We start from the raw sequence: 20,530 nt of genomic DNA on the forward strand, positions 1-20,530 counted from the left end.
GACCAAGCCGGGCGCGCCCTGCGCCTCAGGCGCCGGGTTGTGCGGTACGCATCTTCTCGCTGCGCCCGCGCAGCCATTCCAGGGTCAGCAACAGCAGTACGGAGAAACCGATCAGCAAGGTCGCCGCGGCGGCAATGGTGGGGCTCAGGTTCTCGCGAATGCCGCTGAACATCTGCCGCGGCAGGGTGGCCTGCTCGGGGCCGGCGAGGAAGAGGGTCACTACCACTTCGTCGAACGAGGTGGCGAAGGCGAACAGCGCGCCGGAGATCACCCCGGGAGCGATCAGCGGCAGGGTCACCCGGAAGAAGGTGGTCAGCGGCGGCGCGCCGAGGCTGGCGGCGGCGCGCACCAGGTTGTAGTTGAACCCCTGCAGGGTCGCGGAGACGGTGATGATCACGAACGGCACGCCGAGCACCGCATGCACCACGATCAGCGACAGGTAGCTGTTGCCGAGCCCGAGCGGAGCGAAGAACAGGTAGCTGGCCACGCCGATGATCACCACCGGCACCACCATCGGCGAAATCATCAGGCTCATCACCAGTGCCTTGCCGCGGAACTCGCCGCGGGTCAGGCCGATCGCCGCCAGAGTGCCGAAGACCATCGCCAGCAGGGTCGCCGCCGGAGCGACGATCATGCTGTTGGTCAACGAGCGCATCCACTCGGCGGACTGGAAGAAGTCGGCGTACCAGCGCAGGGAGAACCCTTGCAGCGGGTAGACCAGGAAGGTACCGGAGTTGAACGACAGCGGCACGATGACCAGCACCGGCAGTACCAGGAACAGCAGTACCAGGCCGCAGAGGATGCGCAGGGAGTAGAACCACAGGCGCTCGACCGGGGACATGTAGGGACTCAGCATGACTCGCTCTCCAATGTGTTTCGTGCGGATCCCCCTCTCCCCGCCCTCCGGGCAGCCTTTTTTCCGAAGGGAGAGGGGAATCGGTTGGCCTTCTCGGAAGGCGCTCTATCCCAGGCGCAGGCGGCTGGCGCCCACCAGCCAGCTGTAGACGACGTAGAGCACCAGGGTAGCGAGCAGCAGCAGGCCGCCGAGGGCGGTGGCCATGCCCCAGTTGATGGTGCTGTTGGTATAGAAGGCGACGAAGTAGCTGACCATCTGGTCGTTCGGGCTGCCCAGCAGCGCCGGGGTGATGTAGTAGCCGATGGACAGGATGAACACCAGCAGGCAACCGGCGCCGACGCCCGCGACGGTCTGTGGGAAATACACCCGCCAGAAGCTGGCGAACGGGTGGCAGCCGAGGGAAATCGCGGCGCGCATGTAGCTCGGCGAAATGCCCTTCATCACGCTGTAGATCGGCAGGATCATGAACGGCAGCATGATGTGCACCATCGCGATGTATACGCCGGTGCGGTTGAACACCAGTTGCAGCGGCTGGTCGATCAGGCCGGGCTTGAGCAGCGCGCCGTTGATCAGGCCACCCGATTGCAGCAGGACGATCCAGGCGGCGACACGCACCAGGATCGAGGTCCAGAACGGCAGCAGGACCAGGATCATCAGCAGGTTGCTCTTGCGCGTCGGCAGGTTGGCCAGCAGGTAGGCCAGCGGGTAGGCCAGCAGCAGGCAGATGACGGTGATCACCGCGCCCATCCAGAAGGTGCGGGCGAAGATGTCCAGGTAGATGGCCTGGTCCGGGGTGGCGCGCGCCACTTCGCCGAGATCGTCGATCCGGTGGTCGAGGGCTGCGAGCAGGTAATAGGGCGTATAGCTGCTGGCGTTGCGACGGATCACCTGCCAGTAGGCAGGGTCGCCCCAGCGCTCGTCGAGCTGCTCCATGGCGTCCTTGTAGGAAGCGGGCTCGTCCTTGAACGGCAGCTTGCGCGCGGTCTTCGCCATCAGGCTGCGATAACCGGCCAGCTCCATGTTCAGGCGCTTGGAGAGATCGCCGATGGTCTGGTTGCGACGAGCCTCGGCGAGATCCTGGCTGAGCGCCTTGTAGACGGCGTCGGCCGGCAGCGACTTGCCGTCCCAGGCGGAGATGGCCTCTACCGTCAGCGGCAACGAGCGAACCACTTCCGGGTTGGACACGCTCTTGTAGAGCAGCGCGGCGATCGGCACCAGGAAGGTCAGGACCAGGAAGGCCAGCAGGGGCAGGATCAGCGCCTGGGACTTCAGGCGGTTCATCCGCTCGGCGCGCGCCAGGCGTTGCTTGAGGGTGCTGCCGGTGGCCTGGGACATGGGCACAGCTGTGGCCATAGCGAACTCCGGAAAAAAAGCGGGCCGTCGGGAACGACCCTGGAAAGTGTGGAACGGTAGGAGGAGCCGCCGCGCGGCGGCCCCTCCGGCCCTCACTGGAGGGTCAGGCGAGGATTACCTGGCCGCCCAGGCGTTGAAGCGCTGTTCCAGTTGTTCGCCGTAGTCGGCCCAGAAGGTCACGTCCATTGCCACCTGGTTCTGGATGTTTTCCGGAGTGGTCGGCATGTCCTTCAGCAGGGCCTTGTCCAGCAGCGGCACCGCCTGCTTGTTGGCCGGACCGTAGGCGATGTTTTCCGAGTAAGTCTTCTGCTGCTGGGGCTGCACCGAGAAGGCGATGAACTTCAGGGTCTCTTCCTGTTTCTTCGCCCCCTTCGGGATGGCCCAGGCGTCGAAATCGTAGATGCCGCCGTTCCATACCACCTTCAGGTTGCTTTCCTTCTGCACCGCGGCGATCCGACCGTTGTAGGCAGAACTCATCACCACATCGCCGGAAGCCAGGTACTGCGGCGGCTGGGCGCCCGCCTCCCACCACTGGATGCTCGACTTGATCTCGTCGAGCTTCTTGAAGGCACGATCCTGGCCTTCCTTGGTGGCGAGCACGCCGTAGACGTCCTTCGGCGCCACGCCATCGGCCATCAGGGCGAATTCGAGGGTGTACTTGGCGCCCTTACGCAGGCCGCGCTTGCCGGGGAATTTCTTGATGTCCCAGAAGTCCGCCCAACTGGTCGGCGCGCTTTTCAGCTTGTCGGCGTTGTAGGCGAGCACCGTGGACCAGACGAAGAAACCCACGCCGCACGGTTGGATGGCGCCGGGCACGAAGTCCTCGGCCTTACCGAACTGCGCCGGGTCGAGTTCCTCGAACAGGCCTTCGTCGCAGCCGCGCGACAGCTCCGGCGACTCCACTTCCACCAGGTCCCAGGACACGCTGTTGGTATCGACCATGGCCTTGACCTTGGCCATCTCGCCGTTGTATTCGCCGGCGACGATCCTGTTGCCGGTGGCTTTCTGGTAGGGCTCGTAGAACGCCTTGATCTGGGCGCTCTTGTTGGCCCCGCCGAAGGACACCACGGTCAGGTCCACCGCCATGGCCTGGGCCGCGCAGGCCAGGCCGGCCGCCAGGGTGGCGAACTTCAGGCTGGCCGCTTTCAGGGATTTCGACATTATTGTTCTCTCCACAGTGCAGGGTTGCTTCGGTACGGTTCGGGACTGCCGGCGCTCACGCCGCCGGCAGAGGGTCGAGCGCCCTCACATGCTCGACCTGCCAGCCCAGCGGAACCACATCACCGACGCTCAGCGTCGGGTCCAGCTCGGCGATCGGCTGCTTGACGAAGAAGTCGTCGCGGCCGCAGACCTCCAGGCGCACACGCACGTGGTCGCCCAGGTAGACGAACTCGGCCACGCGGCCGGAGAAACGGTTGACGCAAGACTCGCTGGCACCGTTCAGGCGCACCCGCTCGGGGCGGATCGACAAGGTCACCGGCTCGCCCGGCTGGCCGACGTTGACCGCCAGCGCCTCGACCTTCTCGCCGCGCGGCAGTCCGACCACGCAGCGCTCGCCGTCGCAACTGAGAAGCTGCCCGGATAGACGGTTGTTCTCACCGATGAAGTTGGCCACGAAGGTGTTGCGCGGCTGCTCGTAGAGATTGCGCGGCGGCTCGATCTGCTGGATTTCGCCCTGGTGGAACACCGCCACCCGGTCGGACATGGTCAGCGCCTCGCCCTGGTCGTGGGTGACGTAGACCACGGTGACGCCGAGGCGCTGGTGCAGATGCTTGATTTCCATCTGCATGTGCTCGCGAAGTTGCTTGTCCAGCGCTCCCAGGGGCTCGTCCATCAGCACCAGTTGCGGCTCGAAGACCAGCGCGCGGGCCAGCGCCACGCGCTGCTGCTGGCCACCGGAAAGCTGCGCCGGATAACGCCCGGCGAAGGCGTCGAGCTGGACCATCGACAACGCGCGCTTGACCCTTTCCTTCACGTCGGTCTTGCTCATGCCGCGGACGCTGAGGGGAAAGGCCAGGTTCTCGGCCACGGTCATGTGCGGGAACAGCGCATAGTTCTGGAACACCATGCCGATGTCGCGCTTGTGCGGAGGGACATTGTTGATCGAGCGACCGGCCAGGAGGATTTCGCCGGCGGTGGGGGTTTCGAAACCGGCCAGCATCATCAGGCTGGTGGTCTTGCCGGACCCGGAGGGGCCGAGCAGGGTGAGGAATTCGCCCTTGCGAATGTCCAGGTTGAGATCCTTCACGATGAGGGTCTCGCCGTCGTAGCTCTTCTGCACGCCACGGAAGCTGACCAGTACATCGCCGCCTTGAGTCTCGGCCATAACCGCACCTTTGTTCGTTTTATGGATGCTGTGCGAACAGCCTAGAGAACCCGGCGCAGGACGCAAATCGGCCGGCAAGAGAGTTTTCTATCAGGGGAAAGGAAAGCTCTTTGTAGGAATCGCCCTACAAAAAAGATGCACCCCGGAATGGGCCAGACCGCTCTGGGAAGGGGCTTTCGAGAAGGGCAAAGGTTTGCGCGCCAGCGCTCTCCGGCTGGCGCGCAACGGCCTCCTCAGCGCTTGGCCCAGTTCTGGAAACGCTGCTCCAGGGCCTCGCCGTGCTCCGCCCAGAAGGCCACGTTCATACCCACCGCGTTCTGCATGTTCTGCGGCGCGGTCGGCAGGTTGGCAGCCACTTGCGGATCGAGCAGGCCTACCGCCTTGCGGTTGGCCGGACCGTAGGCGATGTTCTCGGCGAAAGCCTTCTGCTGCTCCGGCTGGCTGGCGAAACGGATGAACTCCTCGGCCAACTGCTTCTTCCAAACCCCGACCGGCAGCGCCCAGAAGTCGAAATCGTAGACGCCGCCGCTCCAGACCATTGCCAGGCGCTGCTTCTCGGCCTGCGCCGCGGCGATCCGCCCGTTGTAGGCCGAACTCATCACCACCGTGCCATCAGCCAGGTCGCGCACAGGGTCCTGCCCGGACTTCCACCAATGGATATAGGGCTTCAGCTCGTCGAGCTTGCGGAATGCCCGCTCGACGCCGGCGGGCGTCGCCAGCGTCTGGTAGACGTCCTTCGGCGCCACGCCATCGGCCATCAGGGCGAACTCCAGGCTGTACTTGGCGCCCCAGCGCAGGCCGCGCTTGCCGGGAAACTTCTTCACGTCCCAGAAATCCGCCCAGCCCTGCGGGCTGCCCGCAACCTTGCCGGGGTTGTAGGCAAGCAGCGTGGTCCAGACGAAGATGCCGACTCCGCAGGGCTGCACCGCGCCGGGAACGAAATCCGCGGGATCGCCGACCTTCGCCATGTCCAGCTTCTCGAACAGACCTTCCTCGCAACCGCGCGCCAGCTCCGGCGCCTCGACTTCCACCACGTCCCAGGAGACGTGGCTGATCTCCACCATGCGCTTGAGCTTGGCCAGGTCGCCATTGTAGGAGCCATGCACCACGCGATTGCCGGTGGCGCTCTTGAAGGGTTTGTAGAACGCGGTTTCCTGGGCTTCCTTGTTGGCGCCGCCGAAGGAAATCACGGTCACGTATTCCGCCCAGGCGGGCGCGGTAACTCCGAGAAGGGCGCACAACAGGCCCGTCCTCATGGCTGGCAACATCGTTTCTTCTCCTTATCGTGTTGGCCGGCAAGCATCATTCCCTGCCGCGCGGAAGCCAGGTAGACAGCAGATCGCGAAAACCGGACCTGGCGCACAAGCCGCGAGCAAAACCTGGGCGAACGCCCCTGTCAGAGCAGGCGGTGCTCCATCGCGTAGCGCACCAGGTCGGCTACCGAATGCGCGTTGAGCTTCTGCATCAGGCGTGCCTTGTGGGTACTGATGGTCTTGTTGCTGACCGCCAGTTGCTGGGCGATCTCGTTGACGTTGGCGCCCTGCACCAGCCGCTCGAACACCGAGAACTCGCGCTCGGAAAGCAGCGCATGGGGCGGACGCGAATCGGTCAGGCCGACCTCGAAGACCATCCGATCGGCAAGGTCCGGGTCGATGTAGCGTCCGCCGCCGGCGACCCTGCGGATCGCGGTGAGCAGCAATGCCGGATCGCTGTCCTTGGTGGCATAGCCGGCAGCACCTATCTTCAGGGCACGGGCGGCCATCTGCGCCTCGTCGTGCATCGACAGCACCAGGATCGCCGGCGGCTCGTTCAGCGCGCGAATCCGCGGAATCGCCTCGAGGCCATTGACGCCGGGCATGGAGATATCCAGCAGGACCACCTCGCAAGGCGTTCCGCGCAGGGTTTCCAGCAACTGCTCGCCATTGGTGGCCTCGCCGACCACCTGCAGGTCCTTGGCCATGCCAATCAGTTGCTTGATGCCTTCCCTGACGATCGTGTGGTCTTCAGCGACCAGGACTCGGATCACCACTCTTTGCTGCCTCACGCTGTTCCGCCTTGCCGGCGGTTGTTCTTGTCACGGGCTCGCGACGCCCAGCGGAATCCTCACGCTGAGCGTGGTGCCCTCGCCGGGGGCACTGTCGATGTCCAGCGTACCGCCCATCATCAGCACCCGCTCACGCATGCCGACCAGGCCGAAGGAACTGCCACGCCCCACCGTGGCAACATCGAACCCGCGACCGTCGTCGCTGACGCTCAGGCACAGCTCGTCGCCCTCGCGCAGCAGACGCAGTTGCACAGTATGCGCCTCGGCATGCCGCATGACATTGGTCAACGCCTCCTGGAGGATGCGGAACAGGCCGATAGCCTTGGCGTCGACCAACTGCGGCGAGTTCTCCGGCACCTCCACCAGGCAGGGAATCTGCGTGCGCGCCTCGAAGCGCCGCGCCTGCCACTCCACCGCCGAGCCGATTCCGGCGTCGAGGATCGGCGGGCGCAGTGCGGTGGCCACGTCGCGCACCAGTTGGAACAACTGGGCGATCAGCTTTTTCATGTTGCCCAGGCGTTCGCGCAGGCCCTCCTGGGCATCGGCATAGGCCAGCTCGCACATCGAGGTTTCCAGCTTCAGCACCGTCAGCACCTGGCCCAGCTCATCATGGACCTCGCGGGCGATACGCGCCTTCTCCTCCTCCCGCACCGACTCCAGGTGCGCCGACAGCTCGCGGAGCTGGGCGCGCGACTCGCCGAGTTCGAGTTCGATCTGCTTGTTCGCGGTGATGTCCCAGACCACCCCGTCCCAGACCGCGCGACCATCCTCGAAACAGCGCGCCGAAGCCTTGATGTCGGCCCAGCGCAATTCGCCCTGGCGGGTGAGGATGCGGCCCTGCCAATGCCAGTCGCGATTCTCGTCGAGGGCAGCCATCTGGCTCGACCAGTAGCGCTCGCGGTCGTCGGGATGGACCAGGCCACGAATGCCGCGGCCGCTCTCGATCAGCTCGAGAGCGCTGTAGCCGACCAGCGCCTCGCTGCCCTCGCTGATATAGGCGAAGTCGGAAAACGCGCCGGCCCGCGGGCGCTCCAGGCGGAAGACCATGCCCGGCACGTTGGAGGCGATGCCCTTCATCCGCGCCTCGCTTTCCTGCAATGCCTCGCGGGCACGGCGGCGCTCGGTGACGTCGCTGAGGAACACCACCAGATACTCGGACGTGCCGAAGCGCAGGAAGCTAAGCGAGACGTCGGCCGGCAGCCAACTGCCGTCGGCGCGCAGGCAGCGGGTCTCGAAGCTGAGCGGGCCCTCCTCGCTATTGCGCGCACGACGCCAAAGATTCAACCAGCGGTCCATGTCCAGGCCGGGCTCGAAGTCGGCCAGCGGACGGTCCACGAGTTGGCCGTCGGCATGGCCGAGCATCTGTTCGGCGGCGCGGTTGGCGTAGCGTACGCGGCTGTCCCAGTTGACCCAGAGGATGCCCAGGGTGCTGTTGTCGATGGAGAACTGGGTCAGGCGCAGCGCCTCCTCGGCCGCCTGGCGCAGCTCCAGGTCGCGGCGGGCGCCGTACAGCCGGGCTTCCAGCGCATGCTGCTGGCGCCGCTGGAGGAACACCGCCGCCAGCGCGCCGGCCAGCAGCAGGCCGAGGAGGATCGACAGGTTCTGCCAGAACCCCGGCGACTCGCCGAGGCGCGGATACTTGGGTTGCAACCAGCGCTCGTGCAACTGGTCCAGGGACTTGCGCGGCAGCGAGCGCAACGCCTGGTCGACCACCATCGCCAGTTCCGGCCAGTCGCGACGGGTCGCCACCCGTAGCAGCTGCGGGTAGCCGATATCGCCAACCACCGCTAGCTCGGCGAACTCCGGTTCGCGGGTCAGGCGGCTGAGTTGCGCTTCGTCGATCACCGCGTAGCGTGCCTGTCCGGCGAGCACGGCGCGCAGCACCTCGCGTTCGGAATCGGCCGACACCCATTGCAGGCCGCTATAGGTGCTGCTGAGGTAGTCGGCTACCGAACTGCCGGCCCGCACGGCAACCCGGGTATCGCGCTCCAGTTGTTCCAATTCGACGCTGCCGCTGCCATCGCGCTTCCCCACCACCAGCCGGGAAACCCGCAGGTAGGGATCGGAGAACAGCCACAAGCGCAGCCCGGCTGGGGTCTGGCTGAGGCCGGGAGCGATATCCACGCGCCCAGCGCGCAGGGCATCGTCGAGCGCCGCCTGGTCGGGATAGCCCTGCCACCGCAAGGTCACCTGCATTGCCGTGGCCAGCCAGCCCATCAGCTCCACGTTGGCCCCGGAATACTGTTGCAGGCGGCGGTCGTATTGGGCATAGGGCGCTTCGGTGACCACCCCGACGCGCAATTCCCGATGCTCCGCCAGCCAGGTCCGTAGTTCCGCCGTCAGCGGCAAGGCGACCGACTCCTCCGCTCGCACGGGCAGGCTCAACAGCAGACAGAAGAAGAGCAGACAGCAACGACGCAACATGCCGGCGACACTCCACGGAATACACCGCAACGGAAGGAAAAGCGGGCATACCTTACCGCGAGCGCGACCGGCGAACCATGCGAAGGCTCGGCCTGACAAAGAAGTGCTCTGGGTTTAGGCTGCCTTCTGGATTGTCTATCGGGAATTTCCAATGCCGGCCTTCTCTCTACTGCCGAAGCCCTCCGCCCTGCTGCCGCTGCTATTGGCCGCCGCTTTCCTGCCGCCGGCTTTCGTTCAAGCCGAAGAGCAGGCCGCCAAGGACCAGCCGCCGGCCCCCGTGGAACGCCCGGCGGTCAGCGAGCGCAGCCAGGACGAGGCCAAGGGGCTGGAGCGCCAGTTGCCGGAGGACGGCCAGCAGATCCTCAAGGCCGGCGACGAAAGCTTCCTCACCCTCTGGTTGCCAGCCAACACCGCCGAGGCCGAAGGTGTAGTGATCCTGGTTCCCGGTGATGGTGAAAGTCCGGACTGGCCGCAAGCCATCGGCCCGCTAAGGCGCAAACTGCCGGATGCCGGCTGGCAGACCCTGAGCCTGGCCCTGCCCGACCCGCAGAGCACCGCGCCGGTTACCCGCCCTGCGGAATCCGCCGCCAGCGCCAGCGCCGACAAGGACGCCAGCGCCGCGGACAGCGCAAGCAAGCCTGACGTGAAAGGCGAAAGCGGCAACGCGCCGGCGCCGGAAAGCACCGCCGAAGCCGGCAGCGGCGAACCGGCGCAGAGCGAGGACCAGGCCCCTCCCCCAGCCATCGATCCGGTCGAGCAGCGCAAGGCGCACGCCGAACGGGTCATGGCGCGCCTGCAGGCGAGCATCGACCTGGCCCTGCAGCACGAACCGAAAAGCGTCGTCCTGCTCGGTCATGGCACGGGCGCCTATTGGGCGGCACGCTACCTGGCGGAGAAGGAGCCTGCGGAAATCCACAACCTGCTGCTGGTTGCCGCGGAGATACCGCGCGATTTTCGCCCGGCGCTGGAAGATATGGTGCCGAAGCTGAAACTGGCGACCGGCGACTTCTATTACCGCGACGCCCGCGCCGACCGCGAGGCGGCCAGGCTGCGCATGCAGGCCGGCAAGCGGCAGAAACACCCGGCCTACGTACAAATCGTGATGCAGGCGCTACCGGCCGACCCCAAGGCGGAGCAGGAGCAACTGTACCGACGAATCCGCGGCTGGCTCAGCCTTCACCTGCAGGCCGATGCGCAGAAACCTGCGGAGTGATCAGCGGAACCCCTCACGCTCTCGGACCAGGGCGTAGGCCGCCTGCAATTCACGGGTTTTCTCGGTAGCCGCACGCACGCGCTCGACGCTGGCGCCGGCTCCCGCCAGTTTGTCCGGATGGTGCTGGCTGATCAGCTTGCGATAGGCGCGTTTGATCAGCGCCGGCTCGCTTCCGGCCTCCACGCCGAGCAGCAGCAGGGCCTCACGGTAGCTATCCCGGGCGACAGCGCGCGTCCGCTTCGGCATGACCCGCGCCGACAAGCGTTCCGTTCGCTCCGCCGACCAACCCAGCCAGCGCCCCCATTGCAACACCAGTTGTCGCGCCGACTGGCTGAGCACGCCGCCAGCCCAGGCCATCCGCCAGCAGGCGAGCAATACTGCCTCCGCACGTTCGCCTTTCAGACGCGCGACCTCCTCCTGCAGATGGGCGATGCCGGCCTTGCCCTTGCCGAAGGACGCGATGGCACGCCGCTGGGCTCGCCTATCGAGCTTGCGCAACGCCATCTCCTCGCGCGCCTGGCGGATATGCATTTCCTCCACCCGCCCGCCGCTCTTGGCCAGATAGCCGAGCAACTGGAACAGCAGGTCGTCCTCATCGTTCACCGCCCGCCCGCGCAAGCGCGCCAGCAGGCCGCGCCAGGACTCCAGGCGTAACCTGCGGTCCAGCAGTTGCCCCAGCAGGCCGCCGAGCAGGGCGCCGGGGATGCTGGCCAGGGCCCAGCCGGCTCCGGCTCCGATCAGCGTAGCGGGCCAAAGCATCTCAGGCGTGCTCCGCCAGCAATCGCTCGACTTCCGCCAGGCGCTCGTGAGTACCGACGTCGACCCAGTGCCCACGATAATGTTCGCCGCTGACCCGCCCCGCGGCGATGGCCTTGCGCAATAGCGGCGCCAGCTTGAAGGCGCCCGGCTGGCAGCCCTCGAACAGCGCGGGATGCAGTACGGCGATCCCGCTGTAGGTCAGGTTGCCGCCCGCTTCGCGGGTCTCGCCCACCCGTCCGCCGGCATCCAGGTGGAAATCGCCGGCGGGATGGTGCGCCGGGTTGTCGACCAGCACCAGATGCGCCAGGTCGCCGTCGGCAAGATGCAGCCGAGAGTAGTCGAAGTCGCTCCAGACATCGCCGTTGAGCAACAGGAACGGCTGCTCGCCGAGCAACGGCAGGGCGCGGAAGATTCCACCGCCGGTTTCCAGCGGTTCTCCCTCGGGCGAATAGGCGATCCGCCCGCCCAGGCGCGAGCCGTCGCCGAGATAGGCCTCGATCTGCTCGCCAAGCCAGGCATGGTTGATCACCCAGTCGTCGACTCCGGCCTGGCGCAGCGCCAGCAACTGACGCTCGATCAATGGCACGCCGGCGGCCTCGATCAGCGGCTTGGGCGTGTGCAGGGTGGTCGGCCGCATGCGCTCGCCACGGCCGGCGGCGAGGATCATCGCCTTCATGCCTCGGCTCCCTGCGGCAGAGAGGCCAGCAGCTCGCCCAGTTCGGCCAGCTCGGGACGGCGCGCCACGGCGGTTTCCAGATAACGGAAGAAGCGCGGCACGTCACCCAGGTAGCGCGGCTTGCCGTCGCGGTGACAGATACGGGCGAAGATGCCAATCACCTTCAGGTGGCGCTGCACGCCCATCAGGTCGCTGGCGCGGAGGAAGTCCTCGAAGCTTGGCGGCAGCGGGATGCCGGCCCAGGTCGCCTTCTTCCAGTAACGACTCAGCGCGGCATGCACGCGCGGCTCCGGCCAACTGACGAAGGCATCCTTGTACAGGCAGGTGACATCGTATGTGACCGGGCCGTGCAGGGCGTCCTGGAAGTCGAGGACGCCCGGGTTGGGCTCGCTGAGCATCAGATTGCGCGGCATATAGTCGCGATGGACGAACACCCGCGGTTGCTCCAGCGCGCTGCGTACCAGCAGGTCGCAGATCCGTTTCCAGCGGGCCAGCGTCTCGCCCTCCAGCTCCACGCCGAGGTGGCGGGCCAGGTACCAGTCGGGGAACAGCTCCAGCTCGCGGCGCAGCACCGCTTCGTCGTAGGCAGGCAGGACACCGGCGACATCGACCTTCTGGAAGGCGATCAGCGCATCCAGGGCCGGTTCGAACAGCTCGTCGGCATTCCCGGGATGAAGCACGTCGAGGTAGGTCTGCCGGCCCAGGTCACTGAGCAGCAGGAAACCGTTCTCCAGATCCTGGGCGAGAATCCTCGGCACATGCACGCCGGCTCCGGCGAGCAGTCCGGCGACCTTGACGAACGGTCGGCAGTCTTCCTGGGGCGGCGGCGCGTCCATCACCACCAGGCTGCGGTCCCCTCCCTGCCAGCGGAAATAACGACGGAAGCTGGCGTCGCTACTGGCCGGGATTAGTTCGGCGGGAGGCACTTCCCTCCAACCTTCGGCAACGAACAACTCGGGCAAACAAGAGTCCAACCAGCGATTCAGCTGCTGGAAACGGGCATCATCAGACATTTACGGGGTTCTCCACGGCCCTAGCCGTTGCGCAGGTCATGCTTTATTATCCAGCATCTTTTTCAGCCCATCGAGAGGCGTGCGGCCCACCGGGCCGATGGCGCGCAGGAAGCCCGGATTAACAAGATGGCAGTGAAATCCCTCGTGTTTCGAAGAAAGTTTCCCCTGCTGGTCACCGGCAGCCTGCTGGCTCTGCAGCCGGTCGCAGCATTGACTGTACAGGCCGCCGATCAGTTCGACTGCAAGGTATCGGCCACCGGCGGCTGGGATTGCTCCCCGCTGCAGAACGCCAATGCCAACCTGCCACCGCGCCCGGCGCATACCGCGACCTCGGTCAGCACCGCCGCGGCGGGCACCAGTGTATCCGGCAGCGGAGGCGAAACCGTCGAGGCAGAGCCGACCCAGCGCCTGGTCACCGAGTCCGGCGGTCGCGCGCTGAAATCCCGCAGTGCGGACTACTCGCACCTCGACTGGATTCCTCGGGAAAAACTGACCGCCGCCCAGTTGGCGGAAATCGGCCCCTATTGCGGCGGCTCCTACATCGAGCCGGTGCGTCCGGGCATGGATGACGGCGCGCCCAGCGACGAGAGCCCGACCTACGTATCCGCCAAGGCTTCGCGCTACGAGCAGGAAAAACAGATCGCCACCCTCGCCGGCGACGTGGTCCTGCGCCAGGGCAGCATGCAGGTGGAAGGCGACGAGGCCAACCTGCACCAGCTGGAAAACCGCGGCGAACTGGTCGGCAACGTCAAGCTGCGCGACAAGGGCATGCTGGTGGTCGGCGACCACGCCCAGGTCCAGTTGGACAACGGCGAAGCCCAGGTCGACAACGCCGAGTACGTGATCCACAAGGCCCATGCCCGCGGCAGCGCGCTCTACGCCAAGCGCAGCGAGAACGCCATCATCATGCTCAAGGATGGCACCTACACCCGCTGCGAACCGAGCAGCAACGCCTGGACCCTGAAGGGCAACAACGTCAAGCTGAACCCGGCCACCGGCTTCGGCACCGCGACCAACGCGACCCTGCGGGTCAAAGATTTCCCGGTGTTCTACACCCCGTACATCTATTTCCCGATCGACGACCGCCGCCAGTCCGGCTTCCTGCCGCCGAGCTTCAGCAGCACCAGCGACACCGGCTTCACCCTGGTCACCCCGTACTACTTCAACCTGGCGCCGAACTACGACGCCACGTTGTACCCACGCTACATGGCCAAGCGCGGCATGATGCTGGAAGGCGAGTTCCGCTACCTGACCCACAGCAGCGAAGGGATGGTGACGGCCGCCTACCTGAACGACAAGGACGACCACCGCGAGAACTTCCCGGACTACAGCAAGGACCGCTGGCTGTACGGCCTCAAGAACACCACCGGCCTCGATTCGCGCTGGCTGGCCGAGGTCGACTACACGCGGATCAGCGATCCCTATTACTTTCAGGACCTGAACAGTGACCTGCAGGTGGGCAGTACTACTTACGTCAACCAGCAGGGAGCCCTAACCTATCGTGGCGATACCTTCACAGCACGCCTGAACGCACAGTCGTATCAGTTGGCGACCACCACTGACATTACGCCCTATGATCGCCTGCCGCAGATCACCTTCAACGGCTTCCTTCCCTATAACCCGGGCGGCCTGAAACTGGATTACTCCACCGAGTTCGTTCGCTTCGACCGCGACCTCGACGAGAATGTCTACTTCAACGATGACGGCAGCATCCGTGGACAGCGCCCAGACGCTTATCTGGAAGGCCTGGCCCGTGCCACCGGCGACCGCATGCATCTCGAGCCTGGCGTCAGCCTGCCGATGACCCGTAGTTGGGGGTACCTGACGCCGACGCTGAAGTATCTCTACACCAAATATGATCTGGATCTGGACAGCAAGGGCAAGAACTCCCTCAACGTCTATCAGGAAACCTTCGATAGCAATCAGGACCGCTCGCTACCACTGGTCAAGATCGACAGCGGCCTGTACTTCGACCGGGACACCAGCTTCGCAGGCACCCAGTTCCGCCAGACCCTGGAACCTCGCGCCATGTACCTGTACGTGCCATACAAGAACCAGGAAAATATCCCGGTCTTCGACACCAGCGAACCGTCATTCAGCTACGACTCGCTATGGCGTGAGAACCGCTTCTCAGGCCGCGACCGCATCGGCGACGCCAACCAGCTGTCCTTGGGCGTGACGACTCGCTTCATCGAATCGAACGGTTTTGAACGTGCCACACTGAGTGCCGGCCAGATCTACTACTTCCGTGATCGCCGAGTCCAGTTGCCAGGCCTGAGCGAAAAAGATCTGGATCTCTTGGAACAAAAGAGGCTGGAAGATCCAGCTCTGCCAGAAGTAAAGAGACCAGACACCGACAGTTGGCGGTCACCTTATGCCCTGGCCGGTCTGTACCGCTTCAATCGTGACTGGAATGTCACTTCCGATTTCAATTGGAACCCAAACACCAGCCGCACCGAGTCCGGCAGTGCAATGTTCCACTACCAACCGGAAAACAACCCGAACAAGGTCGTCAATGCGGGCTATCGCTATCGCGAAGACTCCCGTCGCTTCAACAGCTCCACCGGGCGCTTCGAATATGGTCGCGAAAACGACATCATCAAGCAGCACGACTTCTCGGTCATCTGGCCGCTGGTGCCGCAGTGGTCCGTGCTCGCCCGCTGGCAGTACGACTACAACAAGAACCGCACACTCGAGGCCTTCGGCGGCTTCGAATACGACAGCTGCTGCTGGAAGCTGCGCCTGATCAACCGCTACTGGCTGGATGTGGACGATGACGCCTTCCTCGTGCAGAGCGAGAAGGCCGACCGCGGCATCTTCCTGCAGATCGTCCTGAAGGGCCTCGGCGGCATCGTGGGCAACAAGACGGAAATGTTCCTCGACAAAGGCATCCAAGGTTATCGTCAACGTGAAGATCAAGCTATGTAACCGGCTGCGCCCCCTTGCATTGGGCGCAGCACTCCTTTGCTCCTTCGCGCATGCCGAAGTGGTACCACTGGACCGGGTCGTCGCCATCGTCGACAACGATGTGATCATGCAGAGCCAGCTCGACCAGCGCCTGCGTGAAGTGCACCAGACGCTGCTCAAGCGCGGTGCGCCGCTGCCGCCCGAGCACGTGCTGACCCAGCAGGTGCTGGAACGCCTGATCATCGAGAACATCCAGCAGCAGATCGGCGACCGCTCCGGCATCCGTATCTCCGACGAGGAGCTGAACCAGGCGATGGGCACCATCGCCCAGCGCAACGGCATGAGCCTGGAGCAGTTCCAGGCCGCCCTCACCCGCGACGGCCTGTCCTACGCCGACGCCCGCGAGCAGGTCCGTCGCGAGATGGTGATCAGCCGTGTGCGCCAGCGCCGGGTCGCCGAGCGCATCCAGGTCAGCGAGCAGGAGGTGAAGAACTTCCTTGCCTCGGACATGGGCAAGATCCAGCTTTCCGAAGAGTACCGCCTGGCCAATATCCTGATCCCGGTGCCGGAAGCCGCGTCCTCGGACGTGATCCAGGCCGCCGCAAAGCAGGCCCAGGAGCTCTACCAGCAGCTCAAGCAGGGCGCCGACTTCGGCCAACTGGCGATTTCCCGCTCGGCCGGCGACAACGCCCTGGAAGGCGGCGAGATCGGCTGGCGCAAGGCCGCCCAGTTGCCGCAGCCGTTCGACAGCATGATCGGCTCCCTGGCCGTCGGCGACGTCACCGAGCCTGTCCGCACCCCCGGCGGCTTCATCATCCTCAAGCTGGAAGAGAAGCGCGGCGGCAGCAAGATGGTCCGTGACGAGGTGCATGTCCGCCATATCCTGCTCAAGCCCAGCGAAATCCGCAGCGAAGCGGAGACCGAGAAGCTGGCGCAGAAGCTGTACGAGCGCATCCAGTCCGGGGAGGACTTCGGCGAACTGGCGAAGAGCTTCTCCGAAGATCCGGGTTCCGCCCTCAACGGCGGCGACCTGAACTGGATCGACCCGGAAGCCCTGGTGCCCGAGTTCCGCCAGGTGATGAACGATACCCCGCAGGGCGAGCTGTCCAAGCCGTTCCGCTCGCAGTTCGGCTGGCACATCCTGCAGGTCCTCGGCCGTCGCGCCACCGACAGCAGCGAGAAGTTCCGCGAGCAGCAGGCGGTAAGCGTTCTGCGCAACCGCAAGTACGACGAGGAACTGCAAGCCTGGCTGCGGCAGATCCGCGACGAGGCCTACGTGGAAATCAAGCAGTGAGCCTGCGCTTCGCGCTCACTCCCGGCGAGCCGGCAGGTATCGGACCCGATCTGTGCCTGCTGCTCGCCCGCTCCGCCCAGCCCCACCCCCTGATCGCCATCGCCAGCCGCACGCTCCTGCAAGAGCGCGCCGGCCAACTGGGCCTGGCGATCGACCTTAAGGACGTTTCCCCGGCCGCCTGGCCAGAGCGACCGGCCAAGGCCGGCCAACTGTACGTATGGGATACGCCGCTGGCCGCCCCGGTCCGCCCCGGGCAATTGGACCGCGCCAACGCCGCCTACGTCCTGGAAACCCTGACCCACGCCGCTCAGGGCTGCCTCGACGGGCACTTCGCCGGGATGATCACCGCACCGGTACACAAGGGCGTGATCAACGAAGCCGGAATCCCCTTTTCCGGCCATACCGAATTCCTCGCCGACCTCACCCACACCGCCCAGGTGGTGATGATGCTGGCCACTCGCGGCCTGCGCGTGGCCCTGGCGACCACCCACCTGCCGCTGCGCGAGGTCGCCGACGCCATTAGCGACGAGCGCCTGTCCCGGGTCGCGCGCATCCTCCACGCCGACCTGCGCGACAAGTTCGGCATCGCCCATCCGCGCATCCTGGTCTGCGGACTCAACCCGCACGCCGGCGAAGGCGGTCACCTGGGCCGGGAAGAGATCGAGGTGATCGAACCCTGCCTCGAGCGCCTGCGTGGCGAAGGCCTCGACCTGATCGGCCCGCTGCCGGCCGACACCCTCTTCACCCCCAAGCACCTGGAGCATTGCGACGCGGTGCTGGCGATGTACCACGACCAGGGTCTCCCCGTGCTCAAGTACAAGGGCTTCGGTGCCGCCGTGAACGTGACCCTCGGCCTGCCGATCATCCGCACCTCTGTCGACCACGGTACCGCCCTCGACCTGGCCGGCAGCGGCCGCATCGATAGCGGCAGCCTGCAGGTCGCCCTGGAAACCGCCTACCAGATGGCGGCCAGCCGCTGCTGACGGCGGTCGGCCATCGTTTAGCCCTGCCGGCCCGACGCTTCGCTGTTAAAATGGCGCCCTTTCGCATCCGCGCCTCCCGCCTTGGCCTGGGGCCCGCAGCCTGGAACCGTTTCCAATGTCCGAGCTTTACCAACACCGCGCGCGCAAGCGCTTCGGCCAGAACTTCCTGCACGATGCCGGGGTGATTCACCGCATCCTCCGTGCCATCCATGCCCGCGAGGGTCAGCGCCTGCTGGAGATCGGCCCGGGCCAGGGCGCCCTGACCGAGGGACTGCTGGGCAGCGGCGCACGCCTGGACGTGATCGAGCTCGACCAGGACCTGATCCCCCTGTTGAAGCTGAAATTCGGCCTCGAGTCGCGCTTCAGCCTGCACCAGGGCGACGCCCTCAAGTTCGATTTCACCTCGCTGGTGGAGAGCGGCGAGAAGCTGCGAGTGGTCGGCAACCTGCCCTACAACATCTCCACGCCACTGATCTTCCATCTGCTGGAGCACGCGCCGGTGATCGAGGACATGCACTTCATGCTGCAGAAGGAAGTGGTCGAGCGCCTGGCGGCCACGCCGGGCGGCGGAGACTGGGGCCGGCTCTCGATCATGGTCCAGTATCACTGTCGGGTGGAGCACCTGTTCAACGTCGGCCCCGGCGCGTTCAACCCGCCGCCCAAGGTCGACTCGGCCATCGTCCGTCTCACCCCCTTCGCCGAGCCGCCCCATCCGGCACGCGACCCGAAACTGCTCGAACGGGTGGTCCGCGAGGCCTTCAACCAGCGCCGCAAGACCCTGCGCAACACCCTCAAGCCTCTCCTGAGCGTCGAGGACATCGAGGCCGCAGAGGTCGATCCGACCCTTCGTCCCGAACAACTCGACCTGGCCGCATTCGTCCGCCTGGCCAACCGGCTGGCCGAGCTGCCAGGCAATCGTTAGTCTGGTGAGACACTCGTCAGGAATCAGGCAAGCCGTATGAGCGATACCCAGCACCAGGTCAACGTCAGGGTCGACACCCGCTACCTTCCGGAACAGTCCGCCCCGGAGCAGAACCGTTTCGCCTTCGCCTACACGGTGACCATCGAGAACCAGAGCGAGGTTCCGGCCCAACTGCTGTCGCGCCACTGGATCATCACCGACGGCGACGGCCGTACCCAGGAAGTTCGCGGCGCCGGCGTGGTCGGCGAGCAACCGCTGATCGCCCCCGGCGCGCAACACACCTACACCAGCGGCACGGTGCTGGCGACCCGGGTCGGCAGCATGCGCGGCAGCTATCAGATGCTCGGCAGCGACGGAATCGCCTTCGACGCCGCGATCCCGGTGTTTCGCCTGGCCGTACCGGGAGCGCTGCACTGATGGCGGTCTACGCGGTAGGCGACCTGCAGGGTTGCCTGGATCCCCTGAAATGCCTGCTGGAGCGCGTCGCCTTCGACCCGGCCAAGGACCGCCTGTGGCTGGTCGGCGACCTGGTCAACCGCGGCCCGCAGTCCCTGGAGACGCTGCGCTTCCTTTATGCCATGCGCGAGTCGGTGGTCAGCGTCCTGGGCAACCACGACCTGCACCTGCTGGCGGTGGCGCACAAGTCCGAGCGCCTGAAGAAGTCCGACACGCTGCGGGAAATCCTCGAGGCGCCGGACCGCGAGCCACTGCTCGACTGGCTGCGTCGCCTGCCGCTGCTGCACTACGACGAACAACGCAAGGTCGCCCTGGTGCATGCCGGCATCCCCCCGCAGTGGAGCCTGGAAAAAGCCCGCCTGCGCGCAGCCGAGGTGGAGCAAGCATTGCGCGACGACCAGCGCCTGCCGCTGTTCCTCGACGGCATGTACGGCAACGAGCCGGCCAAGTGGGACAAGAAGCTGCATGGCATCGATCGCCTGAGGGTGATCACCAACTACTTCACCCGCATGCGTTTCTGCACCGAAGATGGCAAGCTCGACCTGAAGAGCAAGGAAGGCCTCGACACCGCACCGCCCGGCTACGCCCCCTGGTTCAGCTTCCCTTCGCGCAAGACTCGCGGCGAGAAGATCATCTTCGGCCACTGGGCGGCCCTCGAAGGCCACTGCGACGAGCCCGGCCTGTTCGCCCTGGATACCGGCTGCGTCTGGGGCGCGCGGATGACCCTGTTGAACGTCGACAGCGGCGAACGCCTGAGCTGCGATTGCGCCGAACAGCGCGCGCCGGCCAGACCCGCCGCCACGCCCGCATGAATCCCCGGCGTCCGGTGGACGCCCTGTACACAGGTACCCCGACATGAGCGACACCTTCCAGCGCATCGCCCCCGAACAGGCCCGCCAGCTCCGCGAAAACGGCGCCCAGGTGGTCGACATCCGCGACCCGCAGAGCTTCGCTGTCGGCCATATCAGCGGCTCGCGGCACATCGACAACCACTCGGTGGCGGACTTCATCGCCGCCGCCGACCTCGACGCTCCGCTGGTGGTGGTCTGTTACCACGGCAACTCCAGCCAGAGCGCCGCCGCCTATTTCATCCAGCAGGGCTTCAGCGACGTCTACAGCCTCGACGGCGGCTTCGAGCTATGGCGCAGCGTCTATCCCGCGGATACCAGCAGCGGCGAAGCGGAGTAGGCCGCGCCGCTACCCCGCCAAAAAAACTGTAACTTCTCTCGCCTTTCTTCCTTTACTCCGTCCAGAACGAACTATTCTTTTCCTCAGGCCATCCAAAACAGGGGAGAGCCGGCACA

Annotated in this window: 18 protein-coding genes; 8 read left to right on the forward strand and 10 right to left on the reverse strand. The window is 65.6% G+C overall.

What is annotated here, in order from left to right; genetic code table 11:
- Nucleotides 1-25: 25 nt before the first annotated feature.
- From HMPREF2924_RS15005 to HMPREF2924_RS15035, 7 genes are all read right to left on the reverse strand, one after another.
- Nucleotides 26-856: an ABC transporter permease gene (locus HMPREF2924_RS15005; protein ID WP_003085119.1), complete on the reverse strand. Its 831-nt coding sequence runs from the start codon at nt 854-856 to the stop codon at nt 26-28.
- Between the two features lie 105 nt (nt 857-961).
- Nucleotides 962-2,209, reverse strand: a complete 1,248-nt coding sequence (locus tag HMPREF2924_RS15010; protein ID WP_003129203.1) for an ABC transporter permease — start codon at nt 2,207-2,209, stop codon at nt 962-964.
- A 114-nt stretch (nt 2,210-2,323) separates the two neighbouring features.
- Nucleotides 2,324-3,370, reverse strand: coding sequence for an ABC transporter substrate-binding protein (locus HMPREF2924_RS15015; RefSeq protein WP_003129202.1), 1,047 nt, complete (start codon nt 3,368-3,370; stop codon nt 2,324-2,326).
- 55 nt (nt 3,371-3,425) lie between these two features.
- On the reverse strand, nt 3,426-4,535 hold the full coding sequence (locus tag HMPREF2924_RS15020; protein WP_003085109.1) for an ABC transporter ATP-binding protein: 1,110 nt from the start codon (nt 4,533-4,535) through the stop codon (nt 3,426-3,428).
- Nucleotides 4,536-4,768: 233 nt separating this feature from the next.
- The gene (locus HMPREF2924_RS15025) at nt 4,769-5,803 is read right to left on the reverse strand and encodes a polyamine ABC transporter substrate-binding protein (protein ID WP_003085106.1); all 1,035 of its coding nucleotides are present in this window, start codon (nt 5,801-5,803) and stop codon (nt 4,769-4,771) included.
- A gap of 128 nt (nt 5,804-5,931) precedes the next feature.
- Nucleotides 5,932-6,564 (reverse strand): response regulator, encoded by a 633-nt coding sequence (locus HMPREF2924_RS15030; RefSeq protein WP_003085103.1) that lies wholly within the window; start codon nt 6,562-6,564, stop codon nt 5,932-5,934.
- A 45-nt stretch (nt 6,565-6,609) separates the two neighbouring features.
- Nucleotides 6,610-9,003: a PAS domain-containing sensor histidine kinase gene (locus tag HMPREF2924_RS15035; RefSeq protein WP_003129201.1), complete on the reverse strand. Its 2,394-nt coding sequence runs from the start codon at nt 9,001-9,003 to the stop codon at nt 6,610-6,612.
- Between the two features lie 151 nt (nt 9,004-9,154).
- Between HMPREF2924_RS15035 and HMPREF2924_RS15040 the strand changes: the two genes are divergently transcribed.
- Nucleotides 9,155-10,216 (forward strand): alpha/beta hydrolase family protein, encoded by a 1,062-nt coding sequence (locus tag HMPREF2924_RS15040; protein WP_003085099.1) that lies wholly within the window; start codon nt 9,155-9,157, stop codon nt 10,214-10,216.
- Here HMPREF2924_RS15040 and HMPREF2924_RS15045 read toward each other — a convergent pair whose 3' ends face one another.
- From HMPREF2924_RS15045 to HMPREF2924_RS15055, 3 genes are read right to left on the reverse strand one after another with little or no spacing between them, the layout of a single operon-like run.
- A complete protein-coding gene (locus tag HMPREF2924_RS15045) occupies nt 10,217-10,975 on the reverse strand; it encodes a DnaJ domain-containing protein (RefSeq protein WP_003085097.1) in 759 nt (252 codons plus the stop codon). It lies immediately after the preceding gene.
- 1 nt (nt 10,976) lies between these two features.
- The gene (gene murU, locus HMPREF2924_RS15050; RefSeq protein ID WP_003085095.1) at nt 10,977-11,651 is read right to left on the reverse strand and encodes an N-acetylmuramate alpha-1-phosphate uridylyltransferase MurU; all 675 of its coding nucleotides are present in this window, start codon (nt 11,649-11,651) and stop codon (nt 10,977-10,979) included.
- On the reverse strand, nt 11,648-12,664 hold the full coding sequence (locus tag HMPREF2924_RS15055; protein WP_070700544.1) for an aminoglycoside phosphotransferase family protein: 1,017 nt from the start codon (nt 12,662-12,664) through the stop codon (nt 11,648-11,650). Before HMPREF2924_RS15055 ends, murU begins: the two co-directional genes overlap by 4 nt.
- 126 nt (nt 12,665-12,790) lie before the next feature.
- Here HMPREF2924_RS15055 and lptD point away from each other — a divergent pair, with 126 nt between their 5' ends.
- The 7 genes from lptD to glpE all read left to right on the forward strand — a co-directional run bounded on the left by lptD (nt 12,791) and on the right by glpE (nt 20,414).
- Nucleotides 12,791-15,592 carry an LPS-assembly protein LptD gene (gene lptD, locus HMPREF2924_RS15060; RefSeq protein WP_003085092.1) on the forward strand — a complete coding sequence of 934 codons (2,802 nt, stop codon included), beginning with the start codon at nt 12,791-12,793 and terminating at the stop codon, nt 15,590-15,592.
- Nucleotides 15,573-16,865, forward strand: a complete 1,293-nt coding sequence (locus HMPREF2924_RS15065) for a peptidylprolyl isomerase (protein WP_003129198.1) — start codon at nt 15,573-15,575, stop codon at nt 16,863-16,865. The genes lptD and HMPREF2924_RS15065 overlap by 20 nt, the downstream gene beginning before the upstream one ends.
- Nucleotides 16,862-17,848: a 4-hydroxythreonine-4-phosphate dehydrogenase PdxA gene (gene pdxA, locus HMPREF2924_RS15070; RefSeq protein WP_003129197.1), complete on the forward strand. Its 987-nt coding sequence runs from the start codon at nt 16,862-16,864 to the stop codon at nt 17,846-17,848. The genes HMPREF2924_RS15065 and pdxA overlap by 4 nt, the downstream gene beginning before the upstream one ends.
- A gap of 115 nt (nt 17,849-17,963) precedes the next feature.
- Entirely contained in the window at nt 17,964-18,770 is an 807-nt protein-coding gene (rsmA, locus tag HMPREF2924_RS15075) for a 16S rRNA (adenine(1518)-N(6)/adenine(1519)-N(6))-dimethyltransferase RsmA (RefSeq protein WP_003085087.1), read from the forward strand.
- Between the two features lie 36 nt (nt 18,771-18,806).
- Entirely contained in the window at nt 18,807-19,187 is a 381-nt protein-coding gene (apaG, locus tag HMPREF2924_RS15080) for a Co2+/Mg2+ efflux protein ApaG (protein WP_023124802.1), read from the forward strand.
- Nucleotides 19,187-20,038: a symmetrical bis(5'-nucleosyl)-tetraphosphatase gene (locus tag HMPREF2924_RS15085; protein ID WP_003113213.1), complete on the forward strand. Its 852-nt coding sequence runs from the start codon at nt 19,187-19,189 to the stop codon at nt 20,036-20,038. Before apaG ends, HMPREF2924_RS15085 begins: the two co-directional genes overlap by 1 nt.
- Before the next feature lie 43 nt (nt 20,039-20,081).
- On the forward strand, nt 20,082-20,414 hold the full coding sequence (gene glpE, locus HMPREF2924_RS15090) for a thiosulfate sulfurtransferase GlpE (protein ID WP_003099577.1): 333 nt from the start codon (nt 20,082-20,084) through the stop codon (nt 20,412-20,414).
- The last annotated feature ends 116 nt before the right edge of the window (nt 20,415-20,530 follow it).

The sequence above is a fragment of the Pseudomonas sp. HMSC063H08 genome, from assembly GCF_001813645.1.
GTDB classification, from domain to species: Bacteria; Pseudomonadota; Gammaproteobacteria; order Pseudomonadales; family Pseudomonadaceae; genus Pseudomonas; species Pseudomonas aeruginosa.